Origin of the sequence: Lyngbya confervoides BDU141951 (assembly GCF_000817775.3) — a bacterium.
Classification (GTDB): Bacteria; Cyanobacteriota; Cyanobacteriia; order Thermosynechococcales; family Thermosynechococcaceae; genus Lyngbya; species Lyngbya confervoides.
This window is the reverse complement of the sequence record NZ_JTHE03000121.1, coordinates 49,577-71,205: the sequence shown is the minus strand read 5'-3', so window position 1 is coordinate 71,205 and position 21,629 is coordinate 49,577. Positions and strand designations below refer to the sequence as shown.

20 protein-coding genes are annotated in these 21,629 nt (G+C 52.9%); 8 read left to right on the top strand and 12 right to left on the bottom strand.

What is annotated here, in order from left to right; all coding sequences use genetic code 11:
- Positions 1–189 precede the first annotated feature (189 nt).
- Complete coding sequence (locus QQ91_RS21375; RefSeq protein ID WP_166278350.1) at positions 190–2,199, top strand: iron uptake porin; 2,010 nt, start codon at positions 190–192, stop codon at positions 2,197–2,199.
- 141 nt (positions 2,200–2,340) lie between these two features.
- Positions 2,341–2,967, top strand: a complete 627-nt coding sequence (locus QQ91_RS21370; protein ID WP_166278348.1) for a hypothetical protein — start codon at positions 2,341–2,343, stop codon at positions 2,965–2,967.
- Positions 2,968–3,018: 51 nt separating this feature from the next.
- Here the strand turns inward: QQ91_RS21370 and QQ91_RS21365 are convergent, their stop codons facing one another.
- Positions 3,019–3,591, bottom strand: a complete 573-nt coding sequence (locus QQ91_RS21365) for a hypothetical protein (protein WP_201277235.1) — start codon at positions 3,589–3,591, stop codon at positions 3,019–3,021.
- 144 nt (positions 3,592–3,735) lie between these two features.
- Here QQ91_RS21365 and QQ91_RS21360 point away from each other — a divergent pair, with 144 nt between their 5' ends.
- The 4 genes from QQ91_RS21360 (at position 3,736) to QQ91_RS21345 (ending at position 7,987) form a co-directional block, all read left to right on the top strand.
- Positions 3,736–4,773, top strand: coding sequence for an ABC transporter ATP-binding protein (locus tag QQ91_RS21360; protein WP_166278344.1), 1,038 nt, complete (start codon positions 3,736–3,738; stop codon positions 4,771–4,773).
- The gene (locus tag QQ91_RS21355) at positions 4,770–5,567 is read left to right on the top strand and encodes an ABC transporter permease (protein ID WP_166278342.1); all 798 of its coding nucleotides are present in this window, start codon (positions 4,770–4,772) and stop codon (positions 5,565–5,567) included. The genes QQ91_RS21360 and QQ91_RS21355 overlap by 4 nt, the downstream gene beginning before the upstream one ends.
- Before the next feature lie 153 nt (positions 5,568–5,720).
- Positions 5,721–7,310, top strand: a complete 1,590-nt coding sequence (locus QQ91_RS21350) for a GldG family protein (protein WP_201277234.1) — start codon at positions 5,721–5,723, stop codon at positions 7,308–7,310.
- A gap of 8 nt (positions 7,311–7,318) precedes the next feature.
- Positions 7,319–7,987: a DUF4340 domain-containing protein gene (locus tag QQ91_RS21345; protein WP_166278338.1), complete on the top strand. Its 669-nt coding sequence runs from the start codon at positions 7,319–7,321 to the stop codon at positions 7,985–7,987.
- A gap of 32 nt (positions 7,988–8,019) precedes the next feature.
- Here the strand turns inward: QQ91_RS21345 and QQ91_RS21340 are convergent, their stop codons facing one another.
- The 6 genes from QQ91_RS21340 to QQ91_RS21315 form a co-directional block, all read right to left on the bottom strand.
- On the bottom strand, positions 8,020–8,778 hold the full coding sequence (locus QQ91_RS21340) for an ABC transporter ATP-binding protein (RefSeq protein WP_166278336.1): 759 nt from the start codon (positions 8,776–8,778) through the stop codon (positions 8,020–8,022).
- A 32-nt stretch (positions 8,779–8,810) separates the two neighbouring features.
- The gene (locus QQ91_RS21335) at positions 8,811–9,665 is read right to left on the bottom strand and encodes an ABC transporter permease subunit (protein WP_166278334.1); all 855 of its coding nucleotides are present in this window, start codon (positions 9,663–9,665) and stop codon (positions 8,811–8,813) included.
- A 104-nt stretch (positions 9,666–9,769) separates the two neighbouring features.
- Positions 9,770–10,804 carry an ABC transporter substrate-binding protein gene (locus QQ91_RS21330; RefSeq protein ID WP_166278332.1) on the bottom strand — a complete coding sequence of 345 codons (1,035 nt, stop codon included), beginning with the start codon at positions 10,802–10,804 and terminating at the stop codon, positions 9,770–9,772.
- A gap of 66 nt (positions 10,805–10,870) precedes the next feature.
- Positions 10,871–11,548 carry a hydrogenase nickel incorporation protein HypB gene (gene hypB / locus QQ91_RS21325; protein WP_166278329.1) on the bottom strand — a complete coding sequence of 226 codons (678 nt, stop codon included), beginning with the start codon at positions 11,546–11,548 and terminating at the stop codon, positions 10,871–10,873.
- Positions 11,532–11,906 (bottom strand): hydrogenase maturation nickel metallochaperone HypA, encoded by a 375-nt coding sequence (gene hypA / locus QQ91_RS21320; RefSeq protein WP_166278327.1) that lies wholly within the window; start codon positions 11,904–11,906, stop codon positions 11,532–11,534. Before hypA ends, hypB begins: the two co-directional genes overlap by 17 nt.
- Before the next feature lie 3 nt (positions 11,907–11,909).
- Positions 11,910–13,103 carry an agmatinase family protein gene (locus tag QQ91_RS21315; protein WP_166278324.1) on the bottom strand — a complete coding sequence of 398 codons (1,194 nt, stop codon included), beginning with the start codon at positions 13,101–13,103 and terminating at the stop codon, positions 11,910–11,912.
- 825 nt (positions 13,104–13,928) lie between these two features.
- On the opposite strand from QQ91_RS21315, the gene QQ91_RS21310 reads away from it, so the two are divergent.
- Both QQ91_RS21310 and QQ91_RS21305 read left to right on the top strand, forming a co-directional pair.
- Positions 13,929–15,146 carry a DUF3747 domain-containing protein gene (locus QQ91_RS21310; protein WP_166278322.1) on the top strand — a complete coding sequence of 406 codons (1,218 nt, stop codon included), beginning with the start codon at positions 13,929–13,931 and terminating at the stop codon, positions 15,144–15,146.
- A 136-nt stretch (positions 15,147–15,282) separates the two neighbouring features.
- Entirely contained in the window at positions 15,283–15,834 is a 552-nt protein-coding gene (locus QQ91_RS21305; RefSeq protein WP_166278319.1) for a methylmalonic aciduria and homocystinuria type D protein, read from the top strand.
- Here the strand turns inward: QQ91_RS21305 and QQ91_RS21300 are convergent.
- From QQ91_RS21300 to hisS, 5 genes are all read right to left on the bottom strand, one after another.
- Complete coding sequence (locus QQ91_RS21300; RefSeq protein WP_166278317.1) at positions 15,831–17,651, bottom strand: ABC transporter ATP-binding protein; 1,821 nt, start codon at positions 17,649–17,651, stop codon at positions 15,831–15,833. The two genes, QQ91_RS21305 and QQ91_RS21300, sit on opposite strands and share 4 nt — an antisense overlap.
- 73 nt (positions 17,652–17,724) lie before the next feature.
- The gene (gene psb28, locus QQ91_RS21295; protein WP_166278314.1) at positions 17,725–18,063 is read right to left on the bottom strand and encodes a photosystem II reaction center protein Psb28; all 339 of its coding nucleotides are present in this window, start codon (positions 18,061–18,063) and stop codon (positions 17,725–17,727) included.
- A 48-nt stretch (positions 18,064–18,111) separates the two neighbouring features.
- A complete protein-coding gene (locus QQ91_RS21290; protein WP_250833432.1) occupies positions 18,112–18,975 on the bottom strand; it encodes an HlyD family secretion protein in 864 nt (287 codons plus the stop codon).
- 133 nt (positions 18,976–19,108) lie between these two features.
- The gene (locus QQ91_RS21285; RefSeq protein WP_166278309.1) at positions 19,109–20,068 is read right to left on the bottom strand and encodes a hypothetical protein; all 960 of its coding nucleotides are present in this window, start codon (positions 20,066–20,068) and stop codon (positions 19,109–19,111) included.
- 72 nt (positions 20,069–20,140) lie between these two features.
- On the bottom strand, positions 20,141–21,433 hold the full coding sequence (gene hisS / locus QQ91_RS21280) for a histidine--tRNA ligase (protein ID WP_166278307.1): 1,293 nt from the start codon (positions 21,431–21,433) through the stop codon (positions 20,141–20,143).
- Positions 21,434–21,629 lie beyond the last annotated feature (196 nt).

Genomic DNA, 21,629 nt, shown 5'->3' with positions numbered 1-21,629 from the left:
TTGTCAGGCTTAGAAAAATGCAGTATTCTACAAAGTTAGGAATCAGATTATCCAGGCGTAATTTTCTACGATTGAGATAATTTATGTTGTTCCTAGATTAAGTGGATGCCCTTGAACCTCTCGAGTTCAGTCGGTTACTTAATTTTAGTTTCAGTCATCAGCTACTGAATGTGAGTGAGGAGTAAAAAAATGAAAAAGACTTTCCTATTAGCAGGAAGTTTGAGCTTGCTGGGCTTGGCGTCGACGCTATCCCCTGCTTCGGCAGAGCAAGTGACTTCCGTAAACGAATTAATGAGTAATGCCCAGGATGAATCCCTCGGGCAGGTTACCTCTGTTTCTCAGCTTTCCGATGTGCAGCCAACAGATTGGGCCTTTCAAGCGGTTCAGTCTCTGGTAGAGCGTTATGGTTGCGTCGCCGGTTATCCCGATGGCACCTTCCGTGGGAACCGCGCCGCCACTCGTTATGAAATGGCCGCGCTGGTCAACGCTTGTTTAGACAATATTAGCGATCAGTTTGCGACCAAGGAAGATCTGGAAGCTCTGCGCGCCCTGCAGGAAGAGTTTGCAGCGGAACTAGCAACCCTGCGGGGTCGGGTCGATGGATTGGAAGCACGAACTGCGACTCTGGAAGCCCAGCAGTTTTCAACTACCACCAAACTCCAAGGCGAAGCGGTTATCGCTGGACAGTATGGTGATTTTTTAGATAGTGATCTCGACTTCCGAGATGTTAACAGCCCTGGTTCTGTTCTCATTCGGCAGCGGGCTGCCCAATTGTCGGATGGCAATTTGGCCAACGGTGAAATTACAGGGAGAATTCCCCCCAACAATGCAGCGGGTGTAGCCCAGATTCTAGGCATTACTCCTGCGGCAGCTGCTGCACTATTGAACCCTGCTAACAATACCAAGGAAGGACAAGATGCCCGAAATATCCTGGGCGTTTTGAACGGGATAAATCCGGCCCCTGGTGCGGGTGCTCTTGCAAACTTTGACCCGAATGCAGTTCCCGGTGCTCTCGGCGCTGTTTTTCCCTTCCCAGCTGAGGCGCGTCCCAGTGTTCTTTCTCGAGTTCGCCTAAGCTTTAACACCAGTTTCAGCGGTAGCGATCTTTTGCAGACCCAACTGGAAGTAGGGAGTAACGGACGAGATTACTTAACTGAAGGTTTAGGGTTTAGTAATTCCAGTACTTTTCCTTTGCTTCTTGGACAAGGCGATGCTCCGACTGGGTTAGCTGACCTGGGCGCCTTGGATTATTCTGGTGTCCCCAACACGGTTGTTCTGCGCCGTTTAGCCTATAGCTTCAAGCCATTTAACGACGATTTAACCCTAACCTTTGGTTCTCGTCTATTTCCGAGTGATTTTGTTGACTTTAACAGCTACGCCAACAACTCCGCTCAGGATTTTGGCTCTGGCTTCTTTATCAACAACCCGCTCATCATTCAGAACGCAGTTGATTTTCCGGGAGGTGCCGGTGCGGCCTTTGATTGGAATCCTAATGGCGGACCGTTCTCCTTACGGGCGACCTATGTGGCAGCCAATCCTACGAATGCAGTAGCGGGGAACTGCGACAACAACTTTAACTTTGCCTTTGGTGGTGCAAGTTGTAAGGGTGGTTTTATTGGAGATGCCAATCAAGCCACTGCTGAACTTGAGTATGCTGATACCTTTGGTTCCAGCGATCAAAACAGCTTCGCAATTCGTGCCCAATATACTCGTGCCAGTACCTATAACGTTCACTCCAACGTTGTCGGTGCGAATGCAGAGTTGACGCTAGGTAAATTTGGTGTATTCGGTCGATTTGGTTACTCTATCGATCCCAAACGGGATGTGGCAAACCTTGCCACTGCAGATCCCTTTGATGAGCTAGGCAAGGTCGACCTGCTGCCGGCGGGTATTGCTGATAACAATATTCTGACCTGGATGGCAGGGGTTGGTGTCAACGATCTGATTGTTCCTGGGTCCTTGTTAGCCGTTGCGGCGGGTCAGCCTCAGGTATTCACTGGCGTTGCCAACTTCCTCCCCTACGAATCTCAGTGGAACTTTGAAGGGTTCTACCGAATTCCGATCAACGACAATATCTCCCTCACGCCTTCGGTGATGGTCATCTTGAATCCGTATAACATTGACACCTCAGCATTGCTGGGTCCAGGTGTTGACAGTACAGTGATTCAGGGTGCGCTCCGAGCAACCTTCTCGTTCTAACCCTGAAATTAGCTGTTAACTTGTTAACCTAGTTCTCGAAAGGAGGTTCACTACATCAGTGAACCTCCTTTCTGTTTTAGGTCAGTTGGCGGAAATCGTTTTGAAGACAAACCATATAATCCCGCATTAATCCTATTGCGCATGACAAAAACATTCACTCCATCCCTGGTCCTGTTGGGACTAGTCAGCCTTCTGACCCTCCCCGCCTGCAACAGTGTTGCTCCTGAGAGCGAACCCGAAGGTTCAGGCAATCAGAGCGGTGTCCCGGGAACGGAGAGTAGCCAGCTCCCCCGGGGCTGGAAAACCTACACCTCCCAGGCTGGAAGCTTTTCCATTGCGATGCCGGGAACCCCTAAGGAAGAAAGTCGCCCGATTCCGTTGCCCACGGGGGGATCGGTTCCTTTGCAGATTGCCAGTGTGGATCAGCGAGATACGGCTTATTTCACGGGTTTTGTAGACTATCCTGAGGGACTGATTAATTCCAACGCCATTGATGTCCAGGAGATCCTAAAAAGTTCAATTGAGGGCGCTGCCCAGCAAAACTTCAGTGGGAGCCCCATTAATCAGCAAGAAACGACGGTCGATGGGGTTCCTTGTCGGAGGTTTGACACAGCAGGTCAGCTTCAGGGCAAAGATGCTCGTATGGAAGGGGTTTTTTGTCTCCGGGGCGATCGCCTGTTTGAAGTGCTGATTGTGGGGGAAGATAAGGAGGCCTTTTCCGATGCTGCAAAGGAATTTATTTCCTCATTCAAAATTCTGAAATCTTAAGGGGTTTCGCGCTGGGAAACTGCGCCATCCCCAAAGCTAACGGCCCAAATCTTAAAGACGGGGAAGGGTCTGGGGAATATCCGTTGTCTTCCCCTCTTGGAGCAGGAAAACGATGGCATCGCCCATTTTTTCGAGATTTGGCGCGATCGCTTCCCCTAAAATCTTCTCTGCTGCGTTGGCCACGATTCCACGCATCATGGTGGGAACATTAGAGAGTTGGGCGGGATTAATCCGGAGGTGACCGCGGGTTTCGACCCGGGTACCATCGCCTTCTGCGATAAAGCGATTTTTTCCAGCACAATCAATCGCCTCTGCAAATAGATGGGGAGCAATGCGCCAGCGCACCTGGTGCAGCACATTATTCCAGTCGTTTTGTTCGCTCCATTTCAGCAGATCTACGCTGATAAAGCTGCGAATCATGGCTGGAATTTCACCCCCGCCTTCCCATTCGTAATGGCAAAAAATGTGGTCGGGTTCACAGCGACGTTCCAGAAGCTGTAAAGCACGAACATTGGGTAGGTAAGACACTGTTTCAGGAAGGCGATCGCGGTAGGTTGCATACACCAAATCGAGGGGAAACGGAATGCGGGTGTCAACGTGAATCTCCATGGGAAAAAGCACCATAAACGGTATTAAGTCTTGCTCCTACGCCCTTCCTCCTGCCTCAAGGCCCAGAGCCAAACCCACTCTAAGAATAAATTAGAATGCCAAGGGCACCGACAAGAGGCAAAATAGGTCAGGTACCATGTGGGTCTCGCATAGAAGCAAATGATTGAAGTTGAGCATTTGAGCAAGGTGTATGGCTCAACCACAGCCATTGAGGATGTTTCCTTCACCGTTAACCAGGGGGAGATCCTAGGTCTTTTAGGGCCAAACGGGGCTGGGAAAACAACCACAATGCGGATTTTGGCGGGTTACCTTCCTGCCAGTGCGGGGACGGCCAAGGTCTCAGGTCAGGAAGTTCACGAAAATCCCATGGCCGTTCGTCGCTGCATTGGCTATCTTCCGGAAAATCCGCCTCTCTATCTGGATATGGAAGTTGTGGACTACTTGAACTTTGTGGCGAGGATTAAGGGGGTGGCGCCTGGCGATCGCCGCCGCTGCGTGGATGCTGCACTGTCTCAGTGTGGCCTAGCGGAACAACGACGAACGATTATCCGCAAACTCTCCAAGGGCTATCGTCAACGAGTTGGGATTGCTCAGGCTATTGTCCATGAACCCGCGGCTATTATTTTAGACGAGCCCACTGTCGGCCTGGATCCCAGGCAAATTATCGAGGTGCGAAAACTCATCAAGTCCCTGGCAGGCGATCGCACCATTATTCTCTCCAGCCACATTTTGCCCGAGGTGCGTATGACCTGCGATCGAATTGCCATTATTCATCGCGGCCGCGTTGCGGATATCGGATCTCCCCATCAGCTCGTCACCCAGCTCTCTAAAAATCTGGAGTATGAGTTAGAACTAAAAGGTGATCCGGACATCGCTCAGGCAGTACTGGATCAGATTCCAGAATTACAACAGGTGGAACGATTAGAGGCCCCTCTGTTTCCAGCACATCACATCAGGTTTAAAGTCACCGCCCTTCCTGATCAAGATCCGGCACCCAAAATGGCCTCCCTATTGCTTGCAGCCAATCTCGACCTGTTTGAACTCAGACGTATGCAGGCCAGCCTAGAGGAGGTGTTTCTTAAACTCACCATGAATGAAGGAATGGGCAGCGATTCACCTGCGGAAACTGCACTCCCCACTGCACCGATCGCCAATGCCCCGTCCCCGTCCCCATTGAGCGAGACCTCTGAATTATGAAGATTATTGTTGCCAATATCCTGGCGATCTACCGACGCGAACTCAGCAGCTATTTTAAGTCTCCTCTGGCCTACATCATTGCAGGTGTGTTTTGGTTCCTGCTGGGGTCTTTGCTCGTGACAATTATCTTGCGAGTGAGTGAACAGGTTGCCAACATTGAGATTCAGCGGCAGTTGAGTGCCGCAAACGAGAGCATTGATGCCCCCAACTGGATTTTGCAATATTTCTTCTCGACAACCGCTTCCATTGTCCTGGGAATTTTGCCCCTCCTTACCATGAATCTTTACACTGAGGAGCGCAAACGCGGCACCTTGGAACTCCTGGCCACCTCTCCCATTACCAACTGGTCGGTTGCGGTGGGAAAGCTCGGGGCCGTGCTTAGCCTATTCATCGCGCTGTTGCTGCCCATTATGGGACTGGAGCTGGTAGCCCTCAGTGCCTCAGATCCAGCCATGTCCTTTGGCGTGTTTTGGTTGGGGCATCTGGGGCTGGTGCTGATGGCCGCTGCGATCCTCGCGCTGGGTCTGTTTATTTCTTCTCTGACGGATAATGCCATCGTCGCGGCGGTGATAACCTATGCTCTGGTATTGCTCCTTTTTCTGATTGATTCATTTGCCACAAACATTCCAGGGGTACTCGGAGAAATGCTGACCCATCTTTCCTTGCTGAAGCACTTCACCACCCTGACCCAAGGCATATTGTCCGGGGGCAGTATAGCGCTGTTTTTAAGCTATATCCTTCTTGGGATTTTTCTCACGGCCCAGTCCGTGGATCTATTCCGCTTTCAGCAATAGGCCGCGATGGGCATCGTGTCCATGAAACAGTGTCCATGAAATAGTGTCCATGAATTGGATGCAGGTTAAGTTGCACGGAACATGGGACGCCGTTACGAGGCTTTCATGCAGAATCTAACAGGGAGGGATATGAGAAACCGGGGAATCTTGAGCGTGCGGAATGCACAAAGGGTCTTTTGGCTCTTGATCTGGGTTGGGCTTGTTTTAGCGATCGCCGCCCTTTGTGCCCGAGTCATCACCGAGGTTTGGGGAAACCTCTCCATGGGCCTGCTGATCACAGGCTTGCTATTTATTGCCCTTGGATTAATTCTGCGATGGCGTTTCGGGCCGCCTGGACAGAGCCGTTTGAGCTGGTGGCGACGCCGATCCACCCAAACCACCAGTAATGCCCTACTGGCCACCTTAGCGGTCATCACGATTCTGTCGGTTATGAACCTGATGGCGGTCCGCTACAGCGGACAGCTAGATTTAACAGAAAATCAACGCTTTACCCTGGCCCCCCAAACCAAGGAGGTGCTGCAGCAGCTCTCTGAACCGGTCAAGGTGTGGAGTTTCATGCAACCCCCACCGGTGGACGAACAAACCCTATTAGAGCGGTTTAAGCAGCTGAATCCCGCTCGCTTTGAGTTTGAATTCGTTGATCCCCAAACCCAGCCTGGGCTGGCGCAAAAGTATCAAATTACGGCCAGTAATCAGGTGGTGCTGGAACAGGGCGATCGCACAAAAACTATTTCCAGCCCCTTTTCCGAAGCTGACCTGACCCCAGCCCTAGCCTCCTTGGTCAGCAATTTAAAGATTAATGCCTACCTCACCGAGGGCCATGGAGAGCTTCCGCCAGCTGGAGGACAGGTCAATCTCCAAAGTGCTCTGGATGCTCTCAATAAACGAGATTTTACGGTCAGTCCCCTCAATTTAGGGCAACGTGGATCTATTCCCGACGATGCTGATGTAATCATTATCGCCGGTCCAAAACGCCCGTTTTTAGATCCTGAGGTGGCACTGCTTAAAGACTATCTTGCCCAAGGGGGGCGACTGCTGGCCCTCTTAGATCCAGAAATTAAAACGGGTCTGGAAAATCTCCTGCAGGAGTGGAACCTGAGCCTCGACAATCGGATTATTGTGGATGCATCTGGGTCCGGACAACTGTTAGGGTTAGGCCCGGCGGTTCCGATTGTGGTGCAGTATGGCACGCATCCGATTACCCAAGACTTTGCCCAGGGGATATCCTTCTTTCCTCTGGCCCAGGCTATTACCCTCACCGGCAGCCCAAAGAATCGCCAGGTCACCGAGCTGCTGATCACCCAAGAGCGGAGTTGGGCTGAAGCCGATCCAGACAACGAAGCCCTAGAATTTGATCCTCAGCGCGATAAGCAAGGCCCGCTAGCCGTGGGCGTTGCGCTGGAGCAAAGCTCCCAGTCTTCTCCCTCTGCATCCCAGCCGCAAAATCAGGACAGGGAGGACAGCGCTGCTTCGGTTCCAAACACCCGTCTTGTGGTGATTGGAGATTCTGACTTTGCCACCTCTGGTCCCTTTAATCAGGGCATTAACGGAGATGTCTTGATTAATTCCCTATCCTGGTTGGGGGACAACAGCTTAAGCCTGTCGATTCGGCCCAAGGAAAAAATCGAGCGGCGGCTGCAACTTCCGGCCCTGCGTTTTCGGATGTTAGCCCTGGTTTCAATCGCCCTGCTGCCTCTATCGGCCTTTGTTGCCGCTAGCATTATTTGGTGGAAACGTCGCTAGGAAACTGCATGAAGCTAAAAACCAGCACCCTTGTCCTTGTGCTTTTGGCCCTCTTGGCTGCAGGGGGATCTGTATTTTGGGAAATGCGGCGCAGCGCTGTGGATTCAAAAACAGAGCAGCCGGACACTAGCGCCGAACTGTTTACCTTTCAAGAAGCTGATGTTCAATCCATTGCCCTCATCAATGCTGAGGGCAAAACGCTCCAGTTTGAACAAACGGCACAGGACTTTCCCAATACCTGGAAAATGACGCAGCCCAAGCCGATGACGGCTGACGAGGCCGCGATCGCGTTTCTCCTCGATCAGTTAGCCAGCGGCCAGGTGGAGCGGCGGCTGGAGGTCCCGGTTGCTCAACAGCAGGAGTTTGGTTTGAGCGATCAAAGTCCAAGCTTGAGGGTGCAATTAAAAGATAGCCGCGTCCATCGCCTCGTCCTGGGCAAGGAGACCTTCGATCGCACCCATCTCTATGCTTTGGTAGATCCAGCCACCCCTTGGCCCGATCCATTGTCGGTGGTTATTGTTCCCCAGTCCATTGCCACCGCCGTAAATCGTCCCCTCAACGAGTGGGAGTATCAACCTCAACCGAGTCAAGGCGAAGGTTCTCCCGCGGTCCCAACTCCCGCGGTTCCAACTCCCCCTGTATCTCCATCGCCCTCCCCGGAAGGCACGACTCCCTAGCGGTGTCGTGCTTTTCTCCTCCCGACTCGTTTCTATTGTCGTAGGTCCTGGGTGATTTTTTGGCGATACTGCAAAAATTGCGGGTCGTGCTTGACGGCATGGAGATCCTCTGCCACTCCTGCCGGGAGGGAAATTTCAATCTCTTCCACAATGGTGCCGGGATGAGCGCTGAGCACGTAGATTCGCTGGGCTAAAAAGATGGCCTCTTCAACATCGTGGGTGATCATTAAAATCGTGGTTTGAGTTTCTTCCCAAAGCTTTAGCAAAAAGGTCTGCATATTTTCTTTGGTTTGCACATCAAGAGCACCAAAGGGCTCATCCATCAGCAAGATTTTAGGCTGATTTGCCAGGGCGCGGGCGATCGCGACCCGCTGCTGCATCCCCCCCGATAATTCGCGGGGATAGGCCTTAGCAAAGCGGGTCAGGCCCACCACGTTGAGGAAATATTGCACCTGCTTTCTGCGTTCAGCCGCTGGAACGCCCTGCAGCTTCAGGCCAAAGCCCACATTATCCGCCACACTCATCCAGGGATAGAGGGTGTATTTTTGAAACACCATGCCGCGATCGCGTCCCGGTCCAATGACCTGGGCACCGTCCACCACAATCTCTCCCATCGTGGGTAAATCTAAACCTGCTACTAAACGCAGGAGCGTGGATTTTCCAGATCCAGAGGATCCCACCACACAGACAAATTCCCCAGTTTCCACATGGAGCGAAATATCCTGAAGCGCGAGCAGAGGACCTCGGGACGTGACAAATTCCTTGCTAACTTGATTGACCTCTAAGTGCATATCAAGGGTCCCTCCATGATGACGGATTTCATCTATTCAACCGCCCAGCGACAGGTCGTCCGTAGCAGAACCCGGAAGCCTAAATCAATGGCAAATCCAATCAACCCCAGGACGATGAGACAGGCAAAAATCTCATCCGTCCGAAAAAAGCGCTGGGCCAGCTCAATGCGCTTGCCCAGTCCCTCATTAGCGGCCACTAATTCCGCCACCACCACTAGGTTCCAAGAGGCCGCCATATTCACTCGAAAGGCGTCTAAAATATTGGGCACCACGTAGGGGGTAATCACCTGCATCAAAACCTGCCGACGGCTTCCTCCTAGCGTAAAGCCCGTCTCCAGAAGCTCCTTCGGCACAAACTTCACCGCATCCATAATCATCAAAACGTTGAAAAAGACTGTCCCGATGAAAATCAGCGCAATTTTAGGGGCTTCATCCAGTCCCAGGTAAATAATCAGCAGGGGGATAAAAGCCGGCGCGGGCATATAGCGTACAATCCCGATAATCGGTTCGCTCAAGGCGCGCACACTGGAAAAGGTGCCCATCATGATTCCCAAGGGTACCGAGATCACCGCCGCCAAGAGGAATCCCAGACTCACGCGGTAAATACTGGCCCAGGCATCGGTCCAGAGTACCCCTTCGGCGAAGAGTGAAGTTAGAGCCTGAGCCACGTCAATGGGAGAAGGCAAAAATTTCGGGTGGATCCACCCCGTTGCGGCCAACCCCCACCAAAGAGCCAGGGGAACCGCCACCGATAGAACCACCAGTAGCCCCTGCAGCGATCGCGGGATATCCTCCGTCATTCGCCAGAATACAGTGGGTGCCAGGCCATTGCGCTTCATGCCTCGCGGAGAAGCCGGTACCGTTGGAGAGGAAATTATCGGAGTCATATAGCCAAGCTCAAAATAGGATAGGCAGCCAATAACGCAGTGGGCAGAAGCTTTCCTTGGAAGAGAAAATACCCCGTGCCCCCATGTTGTTCATCGTCATTCATCTAAGACGCAGACGCATTTTCAGCAGCGTAAGCTTTCACAAAGCGATCGTCAAAGAGCTTTTCAAAATCTGGAATATCTTCTTGCTTCATCAAGCCAACGCTGACCATAAAGTCAGCCATTTTCCTGGCGGCAAAGGGCATATGCTTCATGTTGTCGCCGGGGGAAAAGGCCTCTAGGTTCTCTTCAATGGTAAAAATGCGCGTACCGTCCTTAAATTTCTGAAAGTCTTCCGTGCTCACTCCCGCACGCTTGGCCATAATTTCATCCGATTTCTCAGGATTTTGCTCAATAAATTCTAAGGTGTCGTACCAGGTATTCACCAGCGCTTGCACCTTCTCTGGCTGCTGGTCAATCAAGGTTTGGCTAACCACGAGCAAATCTGGAATGGCGCCTGGAAATTCCTTAGAGCTGACCAGTTCTTTGCTCCCTTCCCGCTCTAAGGCCGTCAGCCAAAAGGGAGGAAATACGCCTGTGGCATCCACTTGTCCAGCCGCAAAGGCAGCCGCGGCCTTTCCCGTTTCTAACGGAACAATTTCCACATCTGACCGCTTCATCCCCGCTTGCTCAAGGGCCAAACTCAGCAAAAAGTCATCCACAACCCCTTCCTCAACGGCAACCTTTTTCCCTTTGAGATCTTGAATGGTTTGAATGTCCTGGGAGACAATAATCTTGTCATTGCCCTCGGAGTTATCGTTGACCAGCACCACGACTTCGCCGTTGGGTGCGCCAGCGGCGAAGGACACCGTATCGTTGAGGGTCTGGGAATTGCCGTCAAGCTGACCGGTGGCAAAGGCTTCCATTGACTCTACATAACCGTCGAACCACTTTAACTCAACGTTGACTCCATTTTTCTCAAACAGTTTTTCTTCTTCGGCCACCGCCCAGGGCCACCAGCCCGCCCAGTTGCTGTAGCCAATTTTAATTGCAGGCCCCAGATCAGATTCCGGGGCATTCGGTGCCTGGGAACAGCTTGCAACTAAAACCACTGTTAAGAAAATACTTGCGGCCAATGAAAAAAACCGTCGCCGTTTCATGTCACTCTCCAATCACAATCAGCCCCCAAGGGGAAGTCCGCCAGCCCGATCCAAGCCACAGGGGCCTTAAGCCCTACCCCGTAGAGATGCTTTAACCCAATTGAACCAAGTCTCTAACCCCTCTCCTGTGCGCGCTGATACAGGAATAATGGCTGCGCTCGGGTTCAACTGGCGAACATGGGAGATGATGCGATGTACATCAATCTCTAGGTAGGGCACCAAGTCGGTCTTGGTAATCAAGAGACAGTCGGCTTCTTGAAACATGACCGGGTACTTCAGCGGTTTGTCTTCCCCTTCAGTCACGCTTAGCAGCGCAACCTTTGCATGTTCTCCCACCTCAAATTCTGCCGGACAAACCAGATTGCCAACGTTTTCAACCAGGACCAGGTCAAATTGCGTGGGGTCGTAGTCCGTCGCGAGGCGGTGGATTCCTCCGGCTACCATGCGGGCATCTAAATGGCAGGCGCGTCCGGTATTGATGGCAATGACCGGCACATCGTACTGGCGCAGCCGATCGGCATCCAGCTCTGTGGTCATATCTCCTTCAATCACGGCGATCGCAATTTCAGACCTCAGTTGAGCTAGAGTCTTCTCCAGCAAGACGGTTTTGCCGGCGCCTGGACTGCTCATCACGTTGAAGCAGGTCACGCCCCAGGCATCAAAGTGGGCTTGATTATGGCTGGCCCCTTCCTGGTTGGCGTGCAGCAGGTTCATGCCGATCGCCGCATCAGCAGTTTGGTGCATGGCTCTCCTGGTTAGCGTATTCAATGCGATCAACTTTCAACTCCCGCCCTGAGCGAATTTCCTCCATGGGCGCCGCACATTGGGGACAGGCATATTGCAATCCCATCACTGGGTGGTAGTCCTGCTGACAGTGATGACAATGGGCGATCAGGGGCGTCTCTCGAATCACGAGCTGCGCTCCGTCTAAAAACGTCTTACGGGTTTGGGCCTGAAATGCAAACTGCAGGCTAGCGGGTTCCACACAGGTGAACTGCCCGACCACCAGATGCACCTTAGAAATCCGAGGGCGCTCAGGTTGGCTGTCCCACCAATCCTTCACCGTCAAAATTAAGGCTTGGGTCATATCGGTTTCATGCATGACCTACTCCCAGTCCGCTCCAACCTCAAGATTTGCCTCTGCATGGAGATAGCCTGGCCTTTGGGTGCGGGGAAGCTGTCCAGAAAGCACTAAGCTGGCCATGGCATCACAAATTACGCGGGTAGCCATTAGGGCGGTCATATCGCTAATGTCGTAGGGAGGAGACACCTCCACCACTTCCAACCCGCACACCGGTGCATTGCGAATGATTTTGTTGAGCAAGTACAGCGCCTCGCGGGGCAACAGTCCACCCGGTTCTGGCCAGCCGGTGCCTGGGACAAATCCAGCATCAATACAGTCAATATCAAAGCTGACGTAGACGCAGTCTGTACCATCTAGGGCGCGCTCTAGGGCGTAATCCACCGCCGCATCCAGGCCCATTTCCGTGATGTCGGTAACCGTGAGAATGTTGGTGGCCCGTTCCCGGCAAACCTTGACCCCCTGGCGAGGCACCTGCCAACCGCCAATTCCCAACTGCACCAGATTTTGGGCCGGCGCATTTTTCATATGGGTGGCATGGAACCAAGGGCAGGTATGCATGCGCTCATCGAGATCGGTTTCCTGGGTATCCACATGGCGATCAAAGTGGATAATTCCGACTTTTTTATCCCCTAGATGGCGACAAACCCCCCGAACGGTCGGAAATCCAATGGAGTGATCGCCTCCCAAAATAATCGGAAAGGCCCCTGAGCTGAAGATATGGGCAATGCCCTTGGAAATTTGGTCAAAGGATTTTTCGTTGTTTGCAGGAATTGTGAAAATATCTCCCACATCGCACAGGGTAATTTGCTCGCGCAGATCAATGCCCGTTTCAAAGTTGTAGGGGGTATACAGGGCGGAAATTCGCCGGATTCCTTGGGGACCAAATCGGGTGCCCGGACGGTAGGTTGTTCCCGAATCATGGGGAACGCCCACCACCGCGATATCGTAGTCGCCGACCCGGCGGACATCTTCTAGGTAGGGCGCTTTGAGAAAGGTATTGATGCCCGCAAAGTGTGGGAGTTCCCCCCGCGAGAAGGTGGGAATGGTGCGATCGCGAATGCTCTCAGCCGCCTCCAAGCCATATTCAAGGCCTCGGCTGACTTCTTGCTGCCATCCGGTCAACGACAGCTGGGCTTCGCGCTCTAAGGCCTGTTGGGCTTGAGTTTGACGAATGTCAGAATCTTCGGGGGGCTGAAATACAGAATCTTCCGTCATTTCTAATAATTTATCCGTAAAAGTGGGCGTAAACTTTCCCTCTCAATCGCCGCACCCCGCACGTTTTTGACTCATTTCTAGAACCCAGCTCTGCTTCTTGACGCCTACTCCTTGACATTGGACCCTTCAAGGGTGGATCGCCCTTTGATCGCCCTAAGGACTCTAACAATCCTTAACTCAATCTCCCAACCGATGGTTTGGATGCAGAACCGTGAAAAAATAACCTGTATTTTGGCGCGACGAAAGTTGCTCCTCAGCTTACCAAAATTTCTTGCCCATCAAGAGCCCCTTCCCTCTGAAAATTACTTCTAGAGAGAAATAGACGCAGAGTTTTTGGCTGGCAACGCTGATGTTAGAGATTATTATTTTTTTCTGGAGAATAAAGTAGCAGATTTGCCCCAAGATCGTAAAGGTTTTTGAAAGACTGCTTTCCTAAGGCGCCGTTCACGATAGATTGCCCTCAACCGCTAGTAACGGGCCTGTGCAAGTGCTGTTCACTGCTGAGATACATTCTGAAACGATGAGCGGAATTTCCACTTTCAGGGAACTCTAGAGAGCGCTCTATGCGTCCTTGGACCCTAAGCGTGGACGGATCGGTACTCCATCCACCACAAATCTCAGGTCAGCCTAGGTCATTTTTATCGGGTCGAGGTCTGTTGCTTTAGGGGCAGCAGACGGTTAATGTGCTGGAGCTGGGGGACAAAATCAGCGGATTTTGAGGCTCTAGGGATTGACCGCGGGGTCTATGGCATTCAGTGATGAGGGGCCTGTTGCTCCAGGTCCTCAGTCTTTGCCTCATGTTGTGAAATGATTCAACCATTGCATATGAAAAAACAAATTGTGCGTCCCCTCGTATATTCTGCGATCGCAGCTCTTTCAAGCCTTCAAGTGTTCCTGCCGTTTCAGGCAAGTCACGCTGCAACCTTTGGATCCAGTGAAGTTGACCAGAGTAAGTTTGTAGCAGTCGCAGCACCCATCGGGAGTGGAGACAAGCACCAGCTGTTAATTATTGAGCAGCAGTCCGATGAACGCCCCTGCTGGGAAGAAAGCGGCAGCAATCCAGTGATGATTGATCCCCTGCTGAGCACCTTTAATTTCGCCGGGATCTGTGGTCGCAGCGTCGACGCCAACGGTTATTCTATCCGCGTTGGTGAACAGGATTTGGGGTTACGGTATCGTCTGCGAATTCGTGATCGGGATGGTAACCTGGTTCTGGTGGGCGCCCCTGATAATACCACGACCCCAGAGATTGAAATTGGGAGCGCGAACGGCAGCACCACAGGTTTTGCCAAGATTGTCCTAAATTCGGGCTGGCGCTTTGCAAAGCGCACCTATGAAGACAAGGTTCTCGGTCATGTTTATCTAGTGGCTGATTCGCTTGATCAAGTGGGTGAAACTCCACCCGTTACGGTGATTGGGGATCTCCCGTTCCAAGATGTGGCAGGCGATCTCTATCTAGAAGAAATTCGCAAAGCCGTGGAACTCCAGTTTATCAAAGGCTTTGAGGACAATACTTTTCGCCCTAGAACCGCGCTAACACGGGAGCAGATTGTATCCATGATTTTGGAAGCGATCAAGACCCTGCCGGATACCAGGCTCAACATTCCGAGTCAGGTCCAACGCGGTCCTTACCCCGACGTGGACAGTTCTCGCTGGAGTGCGGCAAAAATTGCCTACGCCAAGGAGAACAACATTGTCAGTGGATACGAAGACGGGAACTTTCGCCCCACCCAAGCGGTGACTCGCGCTGAGCTCATGGCCATTCTCCGTCGCGCCTCGGAATATGCCCTAACGCTGCAGGGACAGGATCCAGAACTGGTCCAGAGCGTCACTCCGATAAATTTTGTTGACACGAGCGGGCACTGGGCAAGGGATTTGATCACCCAAATGTCTGGCTTTTGCGGTGTTGCCTCGCCCCTAAACGAGTCTGGACAGGCCTTTGCCCCTAATCAGCCTGGACTTCGCAACTACGCTGCGGCGGCCACTCTGAGAATGCTAGATTGTGTGCGGCTGGAGTCCTCTAGCAATAGCCCGAGTTCTTAGCCCCCATTGCAATGAAGTGCAACCTCAGCAACCTGGATGGGTGCCCAGAAAAGGTATCCAGGAATCTCAAGCTCGCTGAGGTTGCAGGAACGGAAGCCTCAGGGCATCGTAGAGGAGCACCCAAAATTGCGATGAATTGGCTCCATTTCTGCCGCAAATTTCCATTCATTCTCCGACGGCCTTTCTGCAACAGCATTGGCGGCAAATTCTGCCAAGCTGGTCCGTTCCGGTACAGGCCTTGGCTTTATATTTGCAATACAGTCCCGTTTCGCTGTGCGATCGCACAGCGAACACAGAGCAGCACAAAGCAATCCTGCGTCAAAATTTTCTGACGCAGGCAGAACAATGGTCCACGGCCCTGGAGGGTCTGGGCTACTGGGTAGACTATTTTGACCCCAAATTTGGCACCCCAGTGCGATCGCCGGCGGGCCTCCAACTCCTGGATGATGTGGCCCTAGCCCAACAGCTGCTGCACTTTCCCGTCCAGGCCCAAGGGGAGTGCAAGCTTCTGTGCCACCCCGCTTGGGGCACCCATGTATTTCCCTCCACCTTGGTCACCTCGGCTTCTCCTCCGATCCTGACCAGACTCATGGCCTGTCTGCGATCGCCGCAGCTTTGGATTAATTTATCGTCCAGCGGTTTTCCCCAAAACCCATTTCCATCGGACTCGCCTCCCTCTCCGTCCTAACCCGCAACCCCCAGCGTTTGGAGACGATAGAGGCTCGCATAGACGCCCTCTTGCTGCAACAGCTGCCGATGGGTTCCCTGCTCCACCAATTCCCCTTGCTTGAGGACTAAAATACGGTCCACATTCCGAATCGTGGAGAGGCGATGGGCAATGATAATAGCCGTTCGCTGCGCCAAAAGCTTTTCTAAGGCGTCTTGGATCACCACCTCGGTTCCCACATCTAAATTGGCCGTAGCCTCATCCAGTACCAAAATGTTAGGATTTCGGATCGAGGCTCGGGCAAAGGCCAGAAGCTGCTTCTGCCCTGCCGACAGATTGGTTCCTCGCTGTCGCAGCTGCGTATCGTACCCTTCCGGCAGTTCGCGAATAAATCCATCCACGTTTACCCGCTCTGCCGCCTCCTGGATTTGCGAGAGACAATAGGACTCTCCCAGCGCAATGTTGCTTTTAACATCGCCCGCAAACAGAAATCCATTTTGCAAGATAACCCCTACATGACGACGCAGCTCAGATTGAGAGAGGTTTCGCACATCCACGCCATCCACGATAATTCGACCTTGAGACGGTTCATATAGACGGCATAAAAGACGAATAATCGAGCTTTTTCCAGCACCGGTCGGCCCCACAATCGCCACCTTCTCCCCAGGCCGCAGGGTAAACGAGAGATCCCTCAGCACATAGTCATCATCCTTGTAGGCAAACCAGACGTTTTGGAATTGAATCTCACCGAGGTGATCCGCTTCATCAGTGCTCAGGGTTTGCGTTTCTGGGGCATCTCGAATTTCTACCGGTTCGCTTAGCAAATCGTAAATCCGCTCGATAGCCGTCAGACCGGCTTGAATCGAGGTGAATTTTTCAGCCAGCTGCTGCAGAGGATTAAAGAGTCGTTGCGCAAACAAAATGAAGGTGGAGAGCGTTCCCAGAGTCAGCGTTTCATTGAGCAGGCCTTTCCCTCCGAACCACAGAATGCCAGCGATGGCTGCAAAGGCAACCCACTCTAGGGTTGCAGATACCGCCGAATCAAAGAAAATGGTACGGTCAACTTCGTGGACATAGTTGAGGTTGCTTTGGCGGAACAGTTCACTGTTAAAGCGCTCGCGGCGAAACATTTGCACCACGCTAATGCCCATCATATTTTCCTGAAGCGTGGCATTGAGTTCGGCCAGTTCTTCCCGGGCCCTGTAGTTGGCCCGGCGATATTCATACTGAAAATAGAGGATCAACGCCGCAATGGGAATCAGCAGCAGCACCAGCACCAAAGCCAACTGCCACTGGGTCAGGAACATGGTGACCACGATAACGAGAATTGAAAAAATATCGCTGATAATTCCAACTGCTCCCGTGGCAAAGACATTTCCCAAGGCCTCAACGTCACTGGTTAAGCGCGTGATGAGCTTGCCCACCGGGGTCCGGTCAAAAAATCGAACCGAGAGCGACAGCACATGGGCAAATAAATCTCGCCGAATATCCGCGGTAATTTGCTGCCCAACCTTTTGCACCCAAAATCCCTGAACCGCTTGTAAACTAAAGCGAGTTACCACTGTAACCAGCAAAAGGCCGCTGAGGACATTCAGCCCCGTCCCCAAGGGGATCGCCTTCAAAAAATCATAGGCTGAATCCTCGCCCCTGAGCAGGGAAATCGCCTGGCCGACCAGCAGGGGTTGAAGCGCACCCGCTAGCGCTAAGGGAATGAGCAGAAGCGCCGCCAGACCGACCGGATTTCGGTAGGGAGAGGCGTAGGGAAGAATACTCTTAAAGAGTTGCCAATCATTGGCCTGGCGACGCCCGGATACGTTAGCAGAAGGTGTCGCAGTCATCTCTTCAAACCGTTAGTGTCAAAAACTCAGCCGCACATCGTCCAGTTGCCTGAAGTCAAGGCAAACTCGGCGGTCACGACTGCGCCCGGTCTAACCCAAGCCCATGGGACTCTGCATAGCGATCCATGAATCGAATAAAGCGATCCCACTCTTCGGCAGTTTTCATGACGTAGGAGACTTCAATAGCTGTGGGTTGACCATTGATGAACTTTGCATTCACATCTGTGGTCATCAGCTCGCCCTCTTCGTCAACCAAAAACATCCCTAAAATTTCAAAGCTGTTTTCCTGCAAAACTTGAGGATTATCAAAGTAGAAAATCGCCCGGCCACTCTTGCCTCCCTTCGAGCGGGTGACCCTCACGTCTGGAATCACTTCCTCAGCTTGACCACGGATAAATTGAATTTCTGCCATCTTAAATGTGTCATAGACCCTATTGGTTTCCCAGTATAGCGGTTAACGCTAGCCCTCTCCCGGCAGCACCGGAAAGGTTAACCCTTGTCCCGACGTTGAAGGAGATGGATTGGTTGGGGGCAGTTGCGGTGGATCTTGAGATGGAGGATTTTGAGGCGCTGTTGCTGCTGGCCTCATCGTAATTTGAACCTGCATCGGGCTCTGCTGGCCGGGAGACGGCTGGATAGCAGTGATCACGCCAGTGGTCGGGGCTGGGGTTGAACTCAGCGCTCTGAGCCTAGACTGCACCTGGGACATTTGCTGCTGAAGTTGGGTGCGAAGCTGTGCCTGACGCTGACGATAATCCTGGATTTTGAGCTGGGTTGCCTGGAGCTGACGCTGGGCAACCTCTACCCGGGTCTGGGCATCGCGCAGGTTTTGCTCTAGCTGTGCCTGCTCTGCTTCCTCCTGCGCTAAGGGTAGGGTATCCCTGGCATAGTCAGTCCAGGGTGAATCGCGGCGGTATTGCTCCAGGGCTGTTTGCGCTACCGCCCGCTGCTCTTGGGCCTGAACAAGAGAGCGTTCTTCAAGTTGGGGATTGATGTGTTCTACGTCGCTGCTCAGGGAGGCGAGGCGGGCTTGAATCGCTTTCTGCTGCTGCGCTAGAGCCAGACGTGTTGCCTCCCGATGGGCAATCAGCTGCCCTTTTTTCACAAAATCCCCTGGTTTTACGGCTAAATCTGCGGGACTATCCACCTCCACCGTGAAGGAAACGGACTGAGCCCCGGCGGCAGGCACGGGGCTAGGCCGAAGGACAGGGGAAGGATTGATGGAGGGAGCTGGAGTCACAGACTCTTGCTGGAGAGAACGGCAGCTCACCAGCCCACACAAGACCAACCAACTGGCTGGCTGGAGGAGTAAATGCCGAGACAACTGTGATTTCTCCATGGGCTTGAGGCACACATTGCTTGCTCAATGTCTAGTCGGGTGACGTTGATTCCCTGGGGATCGCGCACGGAGGCACCGCTGCGTTGGGGGAAAGGTGGGGGTCGACCGCGACTCCACCTCAGGATACCGCACAGGAATCGGCAAGGCGATGCAGGGTAGAGTGCAAGCGCGCCGATAGCGTTTCGGGAGAAATTTCTAAGGCGGGAGGCTGCTGACTCACTACGGTGGCCAGAACCTTCATGCGGTTTAAAGTTCGCACTCTATCGAGATCTCTCAAGGCGATCGCCGATCGTCCCGTCGCAAAAGTGGGCAGTTGGGGAGACTGCCCCGGATGATTTTTCCTTGGCATCTGGTCGCAAACCCATTGGGGCATCTGCCGGGCCTCCACTGTTCGGAAATAAACTTGGGGGTTCGTTTTAGGCAACACAGGCAGCGTCAACGGAGTCACCTCAGGCAGCACCGGCGTAGAATGTGAATCCAGATTGCTCTGAGGTTCTGAGGGGAGGGGAGTAGAAGAAGAGTCCAGCGGTGCTGCTACCTGCGCGCTCCAGTCTCTTAGCGATGGGTCAAGAAGACCCTCTAAGGTTGAGATCTGGGGTTCTCTGGCCTGATCGAGCTGAATGGAATCCCCTGGGTCGACCTCCTCTGGGGACGGAGGAAACGTGAGGTCCCATTGCGCAAACGCCTCAAACTCCTGGGGCAGCACCTGAATTTCAAGACAATGATGACGGGTCTCAGCACGGTCCCTTGCATTTGCCGATACACCCTCCGATACACCCTCTGGGGCATCTATAAAATCACAGGTGATGAACCAGTCTCCGGTTCCTAAATAGAGCAGCGGTAACACCTCAACTTGCCCCGAAACCTCTACAGCGCGAACAGTTTCTTGAAGATCTTCCTGGGGAAAGTCACCGGCTTCATAGCAGTAACGAGACTGAATTCGGACTGATCTCCCCACGGCTTGGGTATGGGCAATCAATTGGTAGCGACCTTCTAGAATTTCCACTTGCGGCGTTTCTAAAGGTAGCCAGGCGTAGTCTCCCTCTTTCTGAAGAAAAAATTGCCAATTGTCCATCATGCTGTTACCTCACACAGGGGGCAGACTATAAACCCAATCATTGTCTGAGCCGGCCCAATAACTGGATGTACTTTATAGCCTTTTTGGAGATTTCGCTAAATTAATTTTTTCACGGAGGATGTTCGCTTGCTCCATCAGTTCAGCCTGCGATCGCATCTGCTGATCACCAGAAGCCAGCCATTTCAGCTGCACTTGCTGAGCTTCCGCCTCCGCTTCACCCACCACTAAGCACAGGGGAGCACCACTGCGATCTGCGCGCTTCAGCTGTTTGGCAAATGCGCTGCCGCTCAAATCCAGCTCAACGGCAAAATGGCGCTGCTGCAGCGCCCTGGCAAGGGTCAGTGACTGCTCTTCGGCGACCTGTCCCCGTGCCACCAGGTAAACATCGGGGCTGACCGGGTCTAGATCAAGACGCCCCTGCAATAGGCTAATTAACCGCTCAAGGCCAATGGCCCACCCCACCGCTGGCACCTCAGGCCCCCCCAATTCCGCAACGAGGCGATCGTATCGCCCTCCTCCACAGAGAGTCCCTTGCGTTCCCAGTTCTACGAGTTTGAACTCAAAGGCCGTGTGGGTATAGTAATCCAGCCCTCGTACCAGGCAGTGATCTAACTGATAGGGAATTTGCAAAGCCTCCAGCAGATGTAACACTTGCTCAAAATACTCCCGCGACTCTGAACTTAAAAAGGCTTGGAGCTTAGGCGCATCCTGAGCGATGGCCTGCGTGTTGGGGTCTTTGCTATCGAGGATGCGCAGTGGGTTACGATACAGCCGCTGTTGGGAATCGGGGTCTAAATCGTCTTTGTACGGCTCCAGATAACGAACCAGGGCACTACGATAGTCCTGGCGGTCTTCAAAGGACCCCAGAGAATTAATGGCCAGTACCCAGTCTTCCAGGGCTAGGGTCTGTAATAAATCCGCAGCCAGGGCGATGACCTCTGCATCGGCACGTGGATTACGGCTCCCGAATAGCTCCACGCCAATCTGGTGAAATTGGCGCTGGCGTCCGGCCCCGGGTCGTTCGTACCGAAACATGGGTCCGGTGTACCAAAGGCGCTGCACCCCTCCTTGGGCATAGAGTTTGTTCTCGATTAAGGACCGTACGGCTCCCGCAGTCCCCTCTGGCCGGAGCGTAATTGAGCGATGTCCGCGATCGTCGAAGGTGTACATTTCCTTGCCGACAATGTCGGTGGCTTCCCCAATGCCGCGCTCGAACAGGCCCGTTTGCTCAAATATGGGGGTGCGAATTTCCCGGTAGGCCGCACGCTGCAAAATTTGACGGGCTACTGCCTCCACGTGCTGCCAATAAAGAGTTTCATCCGGTAAGATATCGCGGGTTCCTCGAGAAGCCTGAATGAAGTCCATAAGAATTTGTGTGAGCCGTTGCACCGTGCCTGAGACCGGAGCTTATTTTAACCAACTTTCAGGACGACTTTGAGAATCCGCCCGCTCAAAACCCCTGCTCCCTGCCCCTGCTCCCTGTCCCCGACCCTCTAGAATTTCTTCTCCAGGTTTCCCTCAAGATTGCGATTGAGAATGTCACAATGAGGGTGGTGAATGC